Source organism: Geobacter sulfurreducens PCA, assembly GCF_000007985.2.
Taxonomy (GTDB): Bacteria; Desulfobacterota; Desulfuromonadia; order Geobacterales; family Geobacteraceae; genus Geobacter; species Geobacter sulfurreducens.
On the sequence record NC_002939.5, the window covers coordinates 38,510 to 53,690 of the forward strand.

A 15,181-nucleotide genomic window follows, 5' to 3' on the forward strand; every position below is an offset into this window, starting at 1 on the left:
CGTCAACTGTTTCAGTAGCAGGAAGGCCTGCGGTCGGCGAAGCAGGGTATCTGGTCGCGCCATGTCTCCATCACCTGGAAGTCGAGGGTTGCCATTGGTTCGCATGGGTCGTAGCCGCCTTCGGCCAGGAGCTCTCCCTTGGGGTCGATGATCAGGCTGGAGCCGAAGAAGTCGAGCTTGCCCTGGACTCCGCAGCAGTTGGCGGCCACCACGAAGAGCTGGTTCTCGATGGCCCGGGCCCGCAACAGCGCCCGCCAGTGTTCTTCCCGCGGTTTGGGCCACTCGGCAGGGACGACGATGATTTCGGCTCCTTCCACCGCCAGCCGGCGCGCCAGCTCCGGGAAGCGAAGGTCGTAGCAGATGAAGACGCCGAGCCGACCCACGTGGGTATCGACCACTAGCCACCGGTCGCCGCCGTCTAGGGAGCGGTCCTCTCCCATGAGGGAGAAGAGGTGGATCTTGCGATAGGAACCGAGCAACTCGCCACGATCAAGAACATACGCGGTATTGAAGACCTTTTCACCGTGGGGCTCCGGCATGCTGCCGACGATGACCATCTCCAGTTCCCTGGAGAGCCGGCCCAATTCCGCCACCACTTCAGGGGTCCGCTTGGCCAGTTCGTTGAGCTCCTTGTAGGCGTAGCCGGTACTCCACATCTCGGGGAGAACCGCCAGCCGGCATCCCTGGGATGCCAGTCGCCGCAGGGCTTTCTGGACGTACGCCACGTTTGCGTCAATATCGCCGAGCCTGACAGTGAACTGTACGGCTCCTGCCTTGACGGTCCGATTCATGGGAAAGCCTCCGGGTGCAGGGGATACAAACCCTGTGGATGACGAACGAGTGTACCGTCAACCCGCTTATATTTCAACTCAATAGATGGTGGACGGCCGGCTGGGCAGTGGCGTATCATGGGGGACATGAACGAGCCGCTGCATCTCTACGTCCATATCCCTTTCTGCCTGAAGAAGTGCCGTTATTGCTCTTTCGTTTCACGGTCGGACGCACCCCTGGCGATCGACGACTACGCATCACTCGTGGCCCGGGAGATGGAGATGCGGGTCGCGGCGGCGAATCCCCTCCCCCTCTCTCCAGCGACTACCCTCTATCTTGGCGGAGGGACCCCGTCGCTTCTGTCGCCGGCGGCCCTGGAGCGCATCATCGATGCGGCAGCGCGCAGCTATGGCCTTGGCCCCGGCGCGGAGATAACCCTGGAGGCCAATCCCGGCACCGTCACCTTCCAGCGGCTCGCCGATTTCCGCTCCGCGGGCGTGAATCGCCTCTCCCTGGGCGTCCAGTCCTTCGACGACGGGATGCTGGTCCTGCTGGGCCGGCTCCACACCGCCCGCCAAGCGAGAGAGGCCGTTGCGGCGACCCGTCGTGCCGGCTTCGACAATATCGGCATCGACCTCATCCACTCGCTTCCCGGCCAGACGCCCGACCAATGGCGCGAGCAACTGGCCTGCGCCGTGGCTCTTAATCCTGATCACGTTTCGGCCTACGGTCTCACGGTTGAGGAGGGCACCCCCTTCGCGGCCATGGAGGAGCGGGGAGAACTGGTGCTGCCCGACGAAGAGCAGTCGGCCCTCATGTTCGAAGCGACGACGGACGTGCTGGTCTCAGCCGGCTTCGAGCACTATGAGATCGCCAATTTTGCCCGTCCGCACCGGCGTTCACGCCACAATCAGGTTTACTGGCTCCGCCGAAACTACCTGGGATTCGGCGCGGGCGCCCATTCCTTTCTGCGCGCTCCGGCCTTTGGCGTGCGCTGGAAGAATACCGACGACCTGGAACTCTATCGCGACACTCTTGCGGCGGCGGAGCTTCCCGGGGAGGAGCGGACGGTCCTTTCCCGTGCCGACGCTATGGCCGAGTTTTTTTTCCTCGGGCTCCGGCTGCTGGACGGGGTGCGGGAAGAGGACTTCGTCCGGGAGTTCGGCGATACGATGGAAAACGTGTACGGCCGCGAAATGGAACGCCTCTGCTCGGCAGGACTCCTCATGCGCGAGGGGGGCAGGTTGAAGCTCTCCCGCCGGGGAGTCATCCTCGCCAACCGGGTATTCGCCTCCTTTCTCTGACCCGCCTGCGTAACTCGTGTATTCCCCCCTTCAGAAACGGGAAACCCCCTTGACAAAGCGGGGGTCGGTTGTTACCTTAGCAACCAGTTAGCACTCACGTCCCTTGAGTGCTAATCTGCTTTGTGGGGCCGAGAGATGACAGATATATCCGAGCGCAACAAGCTTATCCTCGAAGCCATCATCGAGGATTACATCACGACGGCGGAGCCGGTCGGCAGCCGCGCCGTGACCAAGCGGCACGGCCTGACCCTCTCGCCGGCAACGGTGCGCAACGTCATGGCCGACCTGGAGGAGATGGGGTATCTCGTCTCTCCCCATACTTCGGCGGGGCGGGTTCCCACCGACAAGGCCTATCGGCTCTACGTGGACTCGCTTCTGGCGGTTCGGCGCATCGACAAGGTGGAGCGGGAGCGGATCCGCAAGCGCTACGCGGAGGCCGGCCGGGATATTGGCGCAGTCCTTCATGAAACGAGCCGATTGCTCTCCTCGGTCTCCCACTACACGGGGATCGTCCTCGCCCCCCGCTTCTCCGCCACCATTTTCCGGCACATTGAGTTCGTAAAGCTGGGAGGGCGCCGTATCCTCGTCATCCTGGTGGCCGACAACGGCACCGTCCAGAATCGGCTCATCGAATCCGACGAGGAGTTTTCCTCCGAAGAACTGATCAGGATGTCCAACTACCTGAATGAGCTTCTGGTGGGGGTGCCGGTGGGCCAGGTCCGCACGCGGATACTGGAGGAGATGAGAAACGAGAAGGTCCTTTACGACAAGCTCCTCGCCCGTGCGCTCCAGCTTTCCGAGCAGAGCCTGAATGACGACGGCGCCCAGATCTTCATCGAGGGACAGACCAATATCCTTGAACAGCCCGAGTTCGCCGACTCGCGGCGGATGAGGGATCTCTTCCGGGCGTTCGAGGAAAAGAACCAACTGGTGGGGCTCCTGGACCGGTGCCTCAATGCCCAGGGCGTGCAGATATTTATCGGCGCCGAAACCCATCTCAGCCAGATGGAGGGTTTGAGCATCATCACCTCCACGTACCTCACGGGAAAGAACACTCTCGGCGTTCTGGGGGTCATCGGACCGACCCGGATGGGCTATGCCAAGGTGATCCCCATCGTCGACTATACCGCGAAGCTGGTCAGCAGGCTCCTGGAAGGGGAATAGGAGCGGTTCGGCAGATATTCGCAGGGAGGAACTATCAGCGTGGATAAAAAGAAACACGGCACCGTACAGAGTGCAGATGAAACCATCGCGGCCGCCGGGTTTGCCGGCGAAGCCGCTCAGGGGAAAGGCGAAGACGTGCAATCCGTTGCCGCCGAGGAGCGGATCAGGCAGCTTGAGACCGAACTGGCGGCCAAGGAGGCCGAGGCCGCTGCGAATTGGGACAAATTCGTGCGCGAGCGGGCCGACCTGGAGAACTATCGCCGTCGAACCCAGAAAGAAAAGGAAGAGCTCCTCAAGTACGGCAACGAGAGCCTCCTGCAAGACATCCTGCCAGTCGTGGACAGTATGGAGCGCGCCCTGGGCCACGCGGACAGCGAGAGCCTGTCCGCGGTTATCGAAGGGATCAGGATGACCCACGGCATGCTGTTGGGCACCCTGAAGAAATTCGGCGTGGTCGCCGTGGAGGCCGAGCGGGGAACTGTCTTCGATCCGGCGTACCACCAAGCCATGTGCCAGGTTGAGGTTTCCGAGCTCCCCCCCAATACGGTCGTCGAGGTCTTTCAGAGGGGGTATCTCCTGAATGAACGGCTTCTTCGCCCCGCCATGGTATCCGTGGCCACAGTGCCCAAGGATGCCGCGTAAAAAATTCCGCCGGCCCCTTGCTTTTGGGGAGGGCGATGACTACGTTGTTTCCAGAGAGAGACCACAAGGAGGATTATATTCATGAGCAAAGTGATCGGTATCGACCTCGGCACCACCAACTCCTGCGTTGCTGTTATGGAAGGTGGTGAGCCGGTTGTCATAGCCAACGCCGAAGGAAGCCGCACCACCCCGTCCATGGTCGCATTCGCCGAGAGCGGCGAGCGGCTGGTGGGCCAGCAGGCCAAGCGTCAGGCGGTGACCAATCCGGAGAACACCCTGTTCGCCATCAAGCGGCTCATCGGCCGTAAGTACGATACGGAAGAGGTGCGCAAGGACATCTCCATCTCCCCCTTCAAGATCGTCAAGGCCGACAACGGTGACGCCTGGGTTGAGGCCCGCGGCAAGATGTACTCGGCCCCTGAGATCTCGGCCATGGTGCTCCAGAAGATGAAGCAGACAGCCGAGGACTACCTGGGCGAGACCGTGACCGACGCGGTCATCACCGTGCCGGCCTACTTCAACGACTCCCAGCGCCAAGCCACCAAGGACGCCGGCAAGATCGCCGGCCTGAACGTCCTGCGGATCATCAACGAGCCGACCGCCGCCGCATTGGCTTATGGCCTCGACAAGAAGAAGGACGAGAAGATTGCCGTTTTCGACCTGGGGGGCGGAACTTTCGACATCTCCATCCTGGAACTGGGTGACGGCGTCTTCGAGGTGAAGTCCACCAACGGCGACACCTTCCTGGGTGGCGAAGACTTCGACCAGCGGGTCATCGACTGGATCGCCGACGAATTCAAGAAGGACCAGGGGATCGACCTGCGCGGCGACAAGATGGCCCTGCAGCGCCTCAAGGAGGCCGCCGAGAAGGCCAAGTGCGAGCTCTCCACCTCCATGGAGACCGATATCAACCTTCCCTTTATCACCGCTGATGCAACCGGGCCCAAGCACCTCACCATGAAGCTGTCCCGGGCTAAGCTGGAGGCCCTGTGCGCCGACCTGCTCAACAAGCTGGAGGGGCCCTGCCGCACCGCGCTCAAGGATGCCGGTCTGTCTCCCTCCGAGGTGGACGAAGTGATTCTGGTCGGCGGCATGACACGGATGCCGGCGGTCCAGAAAAGGGTTCAGGAGATATTCGGCAAGGTTCCCAACAAGGGGGTTAACCCCGATGAGGTGGTCGCCATCGGCGCCGCCATTCAGGGCGGGGTGCTCAGGGGCGACGTGAAGGACGTGCTGTTGCTCGACGTGACCCCCCTTTCGCTCGGCATCGAGACCCTCGGCAGCGTCATGACCAAGCTCATCGAGAAGAACACCACCATCCCGTGCCGCAAGAGCCAGGTCTTCTCCACGGCCAGCGACAATCAGCCGGCGGTAACCATCCACGTGCTCCAGGGAGAGCGGGAGATGGCGATCGACAACAAGACATTGGGGAACTTCGAGCTGACCGGCATCCCGCCGGCGCCCCGCGGGGTCCCCCAGATCGAGGTAACCTTCGATATCGACGCCAACGGCATCGTTCATGTTTCCGCCAAGGATTTGGGCACCGGCAAGGAGCAATCCATCAGGATCACTGCATCCTCCGGCCTCTCCAAGGAAGAGATCGACAAGATGGTCAAGGAGGCAGAAGCTCATTCAGCCGAGGACAAGAAGAAGCGGGAGCTGGTGGAAGCCCGCAATCACGCTGATACCCTCAGCTACTCAACCGAGAAGTCTCTCAAGGAATACGGGGACAAGATCGGTGCCGACGAGAAAGCCAAGATCGAGGAATGCCTGGCAAACCTCAGAAAGGCCATGGAGGGAAGCGACGTAGAGGTCCTCAAGAAGGCCACGGACGAGCTGACCCAAGCGTCTCACAAGCTGGCAGAGGCGGTCTACGCCAAAGCCCAGGCCGAAGGCGCCCAACCAGGCGGGGAAGCGGCGGGTGAAGCCTCTGCCAAGGATGAGAAGGTTGTCGACGCCGACTTTGAAGAGGTCAAGGACGACAAGAAATAACCGAAGGGGAGGAGGGGTGTGAATGCACCCCTCCTCCTGTTTACCAATCAACCATGCGGAGCAGCAGGAGAGTGGATCTCAGTGCTGCTTTTTGCATTGGAAAGGATCGATCTTGGCGGCAGACAAACGCGACTACTATGAGGTTCTGGGCGTCCACAAGAATGCCTCGGATACGGAAATAAAGAAGGCCTTTCGCAAACTTGCCATCCAGTACCATCCGGACAAGAATCCCGATGACAAGGAAGCGGAGGAGAAGTTCAAGGAGATTACCGAGGCCTATGAGGTTCTTTCGGATCCTCAGAAGCGGGCCCAGTACGATCAGTTCGGCCATGCCGGGGTCGGGGCGGGGGGCTTTTCGGGCGGCGGCTTCGGCGGTTTTGGCGCCGGCACCCCCTTTGGCGATATTTTCGGTGATATCTTCGGCGACATCTTCGGCGGCCGCCCTCGCGGCAGTCGCGGCCGCCGCGGCGACGACCTGCAGTACAACATGGAGCTTTCCTTCGAGGAGGCTGCGTTCGGCGCGGAGAAAGAAATTCAGGTCCCCTACGGCAAGCGCTGCGGCGATTGCGGAGGCAGTGGCGCCAAGCCGGGGACCGAGCCGAAGGTCTGCCCTACCTGCCGCGGCGCCGGCCAGGTGCGTTTCCAGCAGGGATTCTTCAGTGTCAGCAAGACCTGCAACCACTGCAACGGTGAAGGACGCGTGGTGGAGAACCCCTGTACTTCATGTCGCGGCAGCGGCATGATCCGGGACACCAAGACCCTGTCGGTCAAGGTCCCGGCCGGGGTCGAAACCGGGACGAGGCTCAAGCTCTCCGGTGAAGGGGGGCAGGGAATAAAGGGCGGTGGCAACGGCGATCTCTATGTGGCTATTGCAGTCAGGGAGCATCCCATTTTTACCCGCGAGGATAACGACGTTCTCTGCGAGATCCCCGTCAGTTTCGTGCAGGCAGCCCTCGGATGCGAGATCGAAGTACCGACTCTCGACGGCAAGGTTTCCATGAAGATTCCCGAGGGGACCCAGTCGGGACGCATCTTCAGGCTGCGTGGCAAGGGGGTTCCCCAGCTCCAGGGCTACGGGCGCGGGGACCAGCTTGTCATCATCAAGGTGGAGACACCGTCAAATCTCAATAAGCGCCAGCGGGAACTTCTGGAGGAGTTCGCCCGCATCAGCGGCGAGGACGTCCATCCCATGAAAAAGAGCTTTTTCGATAAAGTGATGGACTTTATCAGCTGACAGCCGTGCCCGTTCGCCTGTGACGGCCGCCATCCTCATTGAGAAATGGCGGCCGTTTCCATTTCTTCCCCTCCCCTCTTCTCCCTCGGTCAGCCGGTCAATCGATAGGACGCCTCGCGACGGTGCAGGGCACTGCCCGCGGTTAGCGTGCTCGAATAGAGGAGGAATTCTTCGACAGTGAACGGCTCCGCACTGAGTCCCCCGTGTCTGGACTGGAAAGCGGGGAAACCCTCCGGTATGGCCTCCTTGAGGCGCGCCAGCGTTATGTGCGGGCAAAACGGGCGCTCCTCCGGGGGAATACCCGCCGCTGCAACGGCCTTTTCCACCGCGCGCTGCAGGAGGGTCAGCCGCTCATTGGGGGTAATCCCGGCCCAGATTACGCGGGGGCGTCGTGGGGAGGGAAAACAGCCGACCCCTGCCAGCGCCAGGGTAAAAGGTGGTGACGTTACGGTAGCCAGGCTGTCTTTGATCCGCTGAAAGCATTCGTCGTCGGCATTTCCGATAAAGCGAAGGGTCAGGTGGAGCTGGTCCGGGGGCACTAGGCGAACCCCGTCCAGTTCCCGGCCGAGATCGGCAAGCTGTGCCCTGACGGAACCGGGCAGATCAATGGCAACGAAAAGACGATACATAGCCTGCTCCATTCACTGCCTGCGGGCAAGCCGGGCATTAGCCTCCGCAGGCGCGACGAGGTGGCTGCCAGCGGTGGAGGTGATGACCGTGCTAAAGGGGGCTGACAGACGATTCAGCCGGTCCACTACGTCCGCCGCCTTACGGCCCGTGAGGATGGCCGGTTGAAAGCGTACCTCGCGGAAAAGAACGTTGAGAGGGATGACCTCCACAATCGGCGGTCCTTCGCCGAGGGTCACCCGGGCGATGATGCTCCGGTCTGCCGAGGGGCTCCGGCTGCCGAAGGCAAAGTTACCGAGGCTGTAAAAGATCGGGCTGCCGCGATAGATTTCGATTCCCTGGAGGACATGGGGATGGTGGCCGATGACGATGTCAGCCCCTGCATCGATAGCGCGATGGGCTGTTTCGATCTGGTAGGGCGATGGTAGCGCGGCGCGCTCCTGTCCCCAGTGGAAGGAGACGACCACATGATCGGCGCTGCTGCGGACCCGTCGGATATCCGCGAGATAGTGGCCTGCGTAGCCGGGTGCGGTGCCAGGACGTCCCTCGGTGGCGAAGAATTCGATCGGCTGGGTGAGCGAGTAGGCCAGGAAGGCGACGGTCTGCCCCCTGACCGTCACGGATGCTTCGCGTCGGGCATCAGCAATTGACGGCCCAGCGCCTGCGAAGGCGATGCCGTTACGATTGAGATGGTGAATCGTGTCGCTCAACCCATCGGCGCCAAAGTCCATCATGTGGTTATTGGCCAGTGTCATGACCGAGAAGCCGGCCCGTTTCAGGGCCGCTGCCGCGACGGGAGAAGCCTTGAAGCGGAAACGTTTGGCGCGGAACTCGCGCCCCCCGTCGGTGAGGGGGGCTTCCAGGTTGCCCACCACCAGGTCGCTACGTCGCAGCTCTGCGGCGGTAGCGGAAAACGGATAGCTGTAGCCGTACCGCTGGAGGGTGTCAGTTGCGCTGCCGGCCAGCATCACATCACCCACAAAAGAAAGGCTGATGCGCTCGGCGAGAGCCCCCGCAGGGACTGCGAGCAGTACGAGCACTAGGGTCAATGCGGCGGGGAAGATGGTCATTTCTGCTCCGGAGGCACAAAAATATTGACTAATTCGCAGGTTAGTGCTAAACACTATAACTTTCATGTCGCAAAAGTAAAGGCTTGAACCAATGCTTGACGCCAAATATCTGCGGGAGAATCTGGAAGAGGTGGAGGCGCGGCTTGCCACCCGGGGCTCCGAGGTGAGTCTCGGCCGGTTTCGCGAGTTGGACGAGCGTCGGCGCGCGCTCCTCACGGAGAGCGAATCACTCAAGGCGTTGAAAAACTCCGTGTCCGAAGCCATCAGCAAGGTCAAGGACAAGAGCCAGATTCAGGATAAGATCGCCGAGATGCGTGAGGTGGGGGTAAGGATCAAGGGGCTCGACGACGAGTTGCGCGGCATCGAGGACGAGCTGCAGATGGTACTGCTGACGGTCCCCAATGTGCCGCATCCGACGGTACCCGTCGGAGCGTCGGAGGCGGACAATCGTCAGGTGCGGACATGGGGTGAGCCTCCCTGTTTTGCGTTTGACCCCAAGCCCCATTGGGAGATAGGCGAAGGGCTCGGCATTCTTGATTTTGAGCGGGGAGCGAAGCTTACCGGTGCCCGGTTCACGCTCTATCGTGGTGCAGGTGCCCGATTGGAGCGCGCTCTCGTCAATTTCATGCTCGACCTGCACACCGAGCGGCACAATTATCTTGAAATGCTCCCGCCCTTCGTGGTAAACAGGGAAAGCATGACCGGAACCGGTCAGCTGCCCAAGTTTGAGGACGACCTCTTCCACCTGGAAGGGGTCGATTATTTCCTCATCCCCACGGCAGAGGTTCCCGTCACCAATATTCATCGCGCTGAAATCCTCAAAGCTGCAGACCTGCCGCTCAGCTACACGGCCTACACTCCGTGCTTCCGCAAGGAGGCCGGCTCCTACGGCAAGGACGTCCGCGGACTCATACGGCAACACCAGTTCAACAAGGTCGAGCTGGTGAAGTTTGTTCATCCCGCGACATCCTACGATGAGCTGGAAAAACTGCTCTCCAATGCCGAAGAGGTGTTGCGCCAGCTCGGACTGGCCTATCGGGTCGTTGAACTCTGTACCGGCGATATGGGGTTTTCGGCTGCCAAGACATACGATATTGAAGTCTGGCTTCCCGGCCAGGAGACCTATCGGGAAATTTCTTCGTGCAGCAACTTCGAGGATTTCCAGTCCCGGCGGGCCTCGATCCGGTTCCGGGAAGACGAAAAATCAAAGCCTGAATTCGTCCACACGCTGAACGGTTCGGGGCTTGCAGTCGGTAGAACGCTGGTGGCCATCCTTGAGAATTACCAGCAGGAAGACGGGTCGGTAGTAATCCCGGACGTGCTCCGGCCGTACATGGGGGGACTGCAGAAGATCGGCTAGGCTTTCGGAGGGATGGCCGAGTGGTTTAAGGCGGCGGTCTTGAAAACCGTTGAACGAAAGTTCCGTGGGTTCGAATCCTACTCCCTCCGCCATAATTAATAAACAACGATCGGAGAGATGGCCGAGTAGGTCGAAGGCGCTCGCCTGCTAAGCGAGTATACGGGCAAAACCTGTATCGAGGGTTCGAATCCCTCTCTCTCCGCCAGATATCTAACAGCCCGTGTCATTGCGGTAAGGTTCTGGAGACGAGGAGGACACGTGAAGGTGTTGTTCAGGCTGGTGGTCGTTGCCCTTACCGTCATGGTAGCTGTTGCCGGGTGCTCGAAAAAGGAAGAGCAGAAAGCCGGCGGCGATGCCGGAGCACAGCACGGCCAGGCGGCAAAGAAGGAATCAGTAGTTGTTGTTCCGGATAACGTTAAGGGAAAGTGGAAGTCCGTAAAGATAGCAGTTACCGATAAGGCTGCCAACAAGGAGTCGGTTTACACCATCAACGTCGGAGCTGAGCTGGCAATTCCGGAGAGCAATCTCACGATAGCGGTAGACAATTTCCTGCCTCACTTCACGATGGACGGGACGACTCTTACCTCCCAGTCCAATGAGCCGAAGAATCCTGCCGCACAGATCCGGATTCTGGAGGGAGGGAAAGAAGTCTTCAAAGGATGGTTGTTCTCTCTGTACCCGACAACCCATGCCTTCAACCATCCCAAGTACGGTTTTACGTTGGTGGATTTTATACCCGCCAATTAACAATGCGCTCGTAGCTCAGCTGGATAGAGCACCAGACTACGAATCTGGGGGTCAGGAGTTCGAATCTCTTCGAGCGCGCCATTAAAACAAGGGGTTACGGCTAAGGCCGTAGCCCCTTTTCACTTTCCGTGGCCTCTGCCGTGGCCTACTGCGAAAATCCTCCCCTAAACCTCCTCCATGGAATAATATATCAATCCTGCTTCTGCTGGCGGCGACGCGAGATAAAGTCTGCTAGAGCGCGGACGACGATCAAGGTCATGACCAATGATGCCGTAATCAGTTCGGAAAATCAAGTTCTTGCAACCACATTAGCTGTTTGATCAAGTGTTGCAGTAAACGGCATCGAGCATGCTGGGTAATGGTGAGGAGGAGTAAATAGATGGGAAGGAAGGCGGTGCACAAAATACCTGCGTGAGCTTCATGGGCCTATTCATGACAAGTTCAAGGAAGATTGCAGAGCTTGATTTCTTCCGGCTGAAAAATATTGGAAAAACCCTTCTCCCGATGCCGACGTAACGGATGAATATATTCAATAGCTTGTTGATGCGGCAATGGAGTTTGGTATCCCTGTGGGAGGATCCTGACCCAAGGGGAGATTAGCCGAAGACGGCACAGTCCCTGATATCTACCCAATGATCGAATAGGAATCTCGAAGCTACAGTTCACGGACAGAGCAGAACGTTATCGACTCGGACGGTACACTTATCCTCAATAGGGGGAAGCTTTTGGGCGGGACTTTGCACACGGTGGAATACGCCCAAAAATATGCTCGACCCTGCCTAGTAGTCCGTCTGGACGCTGAATGTGATTTTGCAACCGTAACGCGGTGGATCGCGGACGAGAAAATCCGGTCCTCAACATCGCTGGACCGCGGGAATCTAAATTTCCCGGTATTCAAGAGAAAGCACTGGCGTTTCTCCGCGAAGTCTTCGCAGAAAGTTAATCACCATGTGCGGCCGATTCACCCTCACGCTCCCGCCTGACCTGCTGGCCGAGATCATCGGCGAGATCGAGGCTGCCCGCGTCCAGCCACGGTACAATATCGCTCCGGCCCAGGAGGTGGCAGTGGTCCGCCAGGATGCCGGCGGCCGGCGCCATCTGGACTACCTCCGCTGGGGCCTGATTCCCCCGTGGGCCAAGGATGCCTCCGTGGGCAACCACATGATCAACGCCCGTTCCGAGACAGTGGCGGAGAAGCCTGCCTTCCGCCACGCTTTCCGCTCCCGGCGCTGTCTCGTGCTCGCCTCGGGCTTCTACGAATGGAAGGCCGAAGGGAACCGCAAACAGCCCCTCTATATCCACATGAAGGACGGCGGCCCCATGGTCTTTGCCGGGCTCTGGGAAAGCTGGAAATCCCCTGAGGGGGCAATCGTCGAATCCTGCACCATCCTCACCACGTACAGCAACAGCCTCATCCGCCCTCTCCACGACCGGATGCCCGTGATCCTCGGCCGCAGCGACTGGGACATCTGGCTGTCCCGCGAGGCGACCAGTGAGGAGCTTACCCCGCTCTTCCAGCCGTACCCCTCGGACCTTCTCGCCATGTACCCCGTGGGAACCGGCGTGAACAGCCCGCGCAACGACTCGCCGGACCTTCTCGAACCCCTGAACGAGCCGTAACCCCCGCCCTGGCGGACGTAGATCGAGCGCCCTTGACAGGTCGCCTGTACGGTGATAGGTTGTCACATGTATACCATGACTGATGACAACCCGGAGGAGCCATGCAGGAACTTGCCCCCCGCCAGCAACAGGTCCTCGCCTTCATCACCGGCTTCATCGCCGAAAACGGCTACCCGCCGACCCTGCGGGAAATCGCCGCCCACCTCAAGATAAGCGGCACCCTCGGGGTCTCCAAGCACCTGGAGGCCCTGGAGCGCAAGGGGTACCTGCGCCGGGAGGCCAACAGCTCGCGGGGGATCGCCCTTGTCGGTCGGACAGACACAGCGCTCTCCCTCCCCGTGGCGGGAGTGGTCCGGGCCGGGCTCCCCCAGCCGGCCGTGGAGGACATCGAGGAGTATTTCGCCATCGACCGGAGCATGGTGCGGGGTGGCACCTTCTTTCTGCGGGTCAAGGGTGACTCCATGATCAACGCCGCCATTGTGGAAGGAGATCTGGCCCTGGTCCGCCCCCAGGCCACGGCGGAGAACCGGGACATCGTGGTCGCCATGGTGGACGGCGAGGCCACCCTCAAGCGCTTCTACCGGCAGCGGGACCAGATCCGCCTCCAGCCCGAGAACCCCAACATGGACCCCATCATCATCCGGCCGGGGGAGGGGGACGTGGCGATCATCGGCAAGGTGGTCGGCATCTACCGACCCCTGGAGTAGAGCGCCATGGAACGGGTAGCACAACAGGTCAAGGTGGCGGCCGTCTTTGCCCCGGGGAGCCGGATCAGACCCGTCTGGTTCGAGTGGAACCGGGAGAAGCACGCCATCACCCAGACCACCTACTTCTGGCGGGACCGGGTGGGGGAGGTGACCGTCCTGCGCTTTGCCGTCACCGACGGCAGCTCCCTCTTTGAGCTCTCCTACAACACCCGCGACCAGAACTGGACCCTGGATGGGGTGGAGGCGGCACCGTGAGCGGGGGAGAGCCCAGGCAGCGAACCATCCTCCACATCGACATGAACGCCTTTTTCGCCAGTGTCGAACAGCAGGCGAACCCGAGCCTCCAGGGAAAACCCATCGCCGTTGTCGGCTCCGGCCGCACCGTGGTCACCACCGCCTCCTATGAGGCCCGGGCCTTCGGCGTCAAGACCGGCATGAACAAGTGGGAAGCGCTCCAGGCCTGCCCCCACCTCATCCTGGTCGTGGGTGACAACCGCAAATACACCCACACCTCCACCCAGATCAACCGGATCTTCCGGGACTTCACCCCGGAGGTGGAAACCTTCTCCATCGACGAAGCCTTCCTCGACGTCACCGGCTCCCTGGCGCTCTTCGGCTCCGCCGAAACCATCGCCTGCCGGATCAAGGCCCTGATCCGCCATCGTTTCGGCCTGACCTGCTCCATCGGCATCGCCCCCAACAAGCTCCTCGCCAAACTCGCCTCTGACATGAAAAAGCCCGACGGCCTCACCATCATCCGCCCGGAAGAGGTGACCCGCCTCATGGAGATCATCCCCATCCAGGACCTCTGCGGCATCGGCGTCAAGACCAGAAAACAGCTCAACAGCCTCGGCATCCAGACCTGTGGCGAGCTGGGGCGCTTCCCGGTGGAGATCTTGCGGCGCACATTCGGGGTGATCGGCGACCGGCTCCACCTCATGGGCAAGGGGATCGACGATTCCCCCGTGGTCCCCGTCGAGGAGGCCGAAGAGGTAAAGAGCGTCGGCCACTCCATGACCCTGGACAGGGACCTCACCGCTCGACGGGACATCCTCAAATACCTCCTCCAGCTCTCCGAGATGGTGGGCCGCCGGGCACGGCGCTACGGCGTTGCCGGCAAGACGGTCCATCTCACCATCCGCTATGCCGACTTCACCACCGTGGGCAAGCAGCAGACCCGGAACCAGGCCACTAACAGCACAGAGGAAATTTACGCCGAAGCGGTGAAGATCCTCGACACCTTTGAGCTGCTGCAGCCGGTGCGTCTTCTGGGGGTGCGGATCACGAACCTGTGCTACCAGCGGGAACAGTTGCCGCTCTTCGAGAAGGAACGGAGGAAGGCCCTTGCCACCGGGGCCATGGACGCGGTGAACAACAGGTATGGCGACTTCTCTGTCACCTTCGGGAGCCTCCTTGATGAAGAGGAGAAGGGGAGCTTCGTCATCTCCCCGGCCTGGCGGCCGGAGGGGATCAGGAATGTGGAGGTGAAGTGAGGATAGGACCGCTTAATCAAGTCATTGCCATGGAAAATGGACTGCACAGGCATGCCTGGAAGTTTTCACCAACGACCAGTGGCGGAGGGGTGAAGGTCTACGATCGTTGCATCATTTTGTTCTATTCTCCATCTCTAAGATTACGGCCCCCATTTTCGATAAGTTTGTACGGATCAAATCGACATACTCCGCGATGGGTTCGACTAATTCAGGCCCAGAAGTTGTGAGAGGCAGGTTCTTGCTCCGGTAATAAAAGGAACTCCCGAAATTGTTGAACCATTTCTGCCCCTTAGGGTATTCGTCTTTAATAGCACTCAAACGGACAGAGGCATTCAAATCAAACCAAATCTCTTTATTCTTCAGTCGTTCCGCTATGTTAATCGCGTAAGCTTCCCTCGATTTCAAAATTCAATCTGAAACTGTTACCCTGAATCTGGATACCCACAACGG

The 15,181-nt window shown here is 60.3% G+C and carries 15 protein-coding genes and 3 tRNA genes; 15 read left to right on the top strand and 3 right to left on the bottom strand.

The annotated features are described in order from the left end of the window. Positions 1 to 11 precede the first annotated feature (11 nt). Positions 12 to 791, bottom strand: a complete 780-nt coding sequence (locus GS_RS00150) for a carbon-nitrogen family hydrolase (protein WP_010940707.1) — start codon at positions 789 to 791, stop codon at positions 12 to 14. A 126-nt stretch (positions 792 to 917) separates the two neighbouring features. Here GS_RS00150 and hemW point away from each other — a divergent pair, with 126 nt between their 5' ends. The 5 genes from hemW to dnaJ all read left to right on the top strand — a co-directional run bounded on the left by hemW (position 918) and on the right by dnaJ (position 7,107). Continuing rightward, complete coding sequence (gene hemW / locus GS_RS00155; RefSeq protein WP_010940708.1) at positions 918 to 2,075, top strand: radical SAM family heme chaperone HemW; 1,158 nt, start codon at positions 918 to 920, stop codon at positions 2,073 to 2,075. 135 nt (positions 2,076 to 2,210) lie between these two features. Beyond that, the gene (gene hrcA / locus GS_RS00160) at positions 2,211 to 3,239 is read left to right on the top strand and encodes a heat-inducible transcriptional repressor HrcA (RefSeq protein ID WP_010940709.1); all 1,029 of its coding nucleotides are present in this window, start codon (positions 2,211 to 2,213) and stop codon (positions 3,237 to 3,239) included. Positions 3,240 to 3,278: 39 nt separating this feature from the next. Further along, positions 3,279 to 3,881 (top strand): nucleotide exchange factor GrpE, encoded by a 603-nt coding sequence (gene grpE / locus GS_RS00165; protein ID WP_010940710.1) that lies wholly within the window; start codon positions 3,279 to 3,281, stop codon positions 3,879 to 3,881. A gap of 81 nt (positions 3,882 to 3,962) precedes the next feature. Next, positions 3,963 to 5,873, top strand: coding sequence for a molecular chaperone DnaK (gene dnaK, locus GS_RS00170; RefSeq protein ID WP_010940711.1), 1,911 nt, complete (start codon positions 3,963 to 3,965; stop codon positions 5,871 to 5,873). 112 nt (positions 5,874 to 5,985) lie between these two features. Beyond that, a complete protein-coding gene (dnaJ, locus tag GS_RS00175; RefSeq protein ID WP_010940712.1) occupies positions 5,986 to 7,107 on the top strand; it encodes a molecular chaperone DnaJ in 1,122 nt (373 codons plus the stop codon). Positions 7,108 to 7,196: 89 nt separating this feature from the next. Here the strand turns inward: dnaJ and thpR are convergent, their stop codons facing one another. Then, positions 7,197 to 7,736 (bottom strand): RNA 2',3'-cyclic phosphodiesterase, encoded by a 540-nt coding sequence (gene thpR / locus GS_RS00180; protein WP_010940713.1) that lies wholly within the window; start codon positions 7,734 to 7,736, stop codon positions 7,197 to 7,199. Positions 7,737 to 7,748: 12 nt separating this feature from the next. After that, positions 7,749 to 8,804 carry a CapA family protein gene (locus GS_RS00185; RefSeq protein WP_010940714.1) on the bottom strand — a complete coding sequence of 352 codons (1,056 nt, stop codon included), beginning with the start codon at positions 8,802 to 8,804 and terminating at the stop codon, positions 7,749 to 7,751. 91 nt (positions 8,805 to 8,895) lie between these two features. Between GS_RS00185 and serS the strand changes: the two genes are divergently transcribed. From serS to dinB, 10 genes are all read left to right on the top strand, one after another. Beyond that, positions 8,896 to 10,164 (top strand): serine--tRNA ligase, encoded by a 1,269-nt coding sequence (gene serS, locus GS_RS00190; protein ID WP_010940715.1) that lies wholly within the window; start codon positions 8,896 to 8,898, stop codon positions 10,162 to 10,164. A gap of 6 nt (positions 10,165 to 10,170) precedes the next feature. Further along, a tRNA-Ser gene (locus tag GS_RS00195) sits at positions 10,171 to 10,256 on the top strand. Positions 10,257 to 10,275: 19 nt separating this feature from the next. Beyond that, positions 10,276 to 10,369: transfer RNA gene (locus GS_RS00200), tRNA-Ser, on the top strand. Between the two features lie 53 nt (positions 10,370 to 10,422). After that, the gene (locus tag GS_RS00205; RefSeq protein WP_010940716.1) at positions 10,423 to 10,911 is read left to right on the top strand and encodes a DUF2155 domain-containing protein; all 489 of its coding nucleotides are present in this window, start codon (positions 10,423 to 10,425) and stop codon (positions 10,909 to 10,911) included. Positions 10,912 to 10,915: 4 nt separating this feature from the next. Beyond that, positions 10,916 to 10,992, top strand: a tRNA-Arg gene (locus tag GS_RS00210). A gap of 623 nt (positions 10,993 to 11,615) precedes the next feature. Beyond that, positions 11,616 to 11,894, top strand: a complete 279-nt coding sequence (locus tag GS_RS17780; protein WP_235045039.1) for a putative molybdenum carrier protein — start codon at positions 11,616 to 11,618, stop codon at positions 11,892 to 11,894. After that, positions 11,860 to 12,531 carry an SOS response-associated peptidase gene (locus GS_RS00220; RefSeq protein WP_010940717.1) on the top strand — a complete coding sequence of 224 codons (672 nt, stop codon included), beginning with the start codon at positions 11,860 to 11,862 and terminating at the stop codon, positions 12,529 to 12,531. Before GS_RS17780 ends, GS_RS00220 begins: the two co-directional genes overlap by 35 nt. 101 nt (positions 12,532 to 12,632) lie before the next feature. After that, positions 12,633 to 13,238: a transcriptional repressor LexA gene (gene lexA / locus GS_RS00225; RefSeq protein ID WP_010940718.1), complete on the top strand. Its 606-nt coding sequence runs from the start codon at positions 12,633 to 12,635 to the stop codon at positions 13,236 to 13,238. 6 nt (positions 13,239 to 13,244) lie between these two features. After that, complete coding sequence (locus GS_RS00230) at positions 13,245 to 13,493, top strand: hypothetical protein (RefSeq protein ID WP_010940719.1); 249 nt, start codon at positions 13,245 to 13,247, stop codon at positions 13,491 to 13,493. After that, the gene (gene dinB / locus GS_RS00235) at positions 13,490 to 14,731 is read left to right on the top strand and encodes a DNA polymerase IV (protein ID WP_010940720.1); all 1,242 of its coding nucleotides are present in this window, start codon (positions 13,490 to 13,492) and stop codon (positions 14,729 to 14,731) included. The genes GS_RS00230 and dinB overlap by 4 nt, the downstream gene beginning before the upstream one ends. The last annotated feature ends 450 nt before the right edge of the window (positions 14,732 to 15,181 follow it).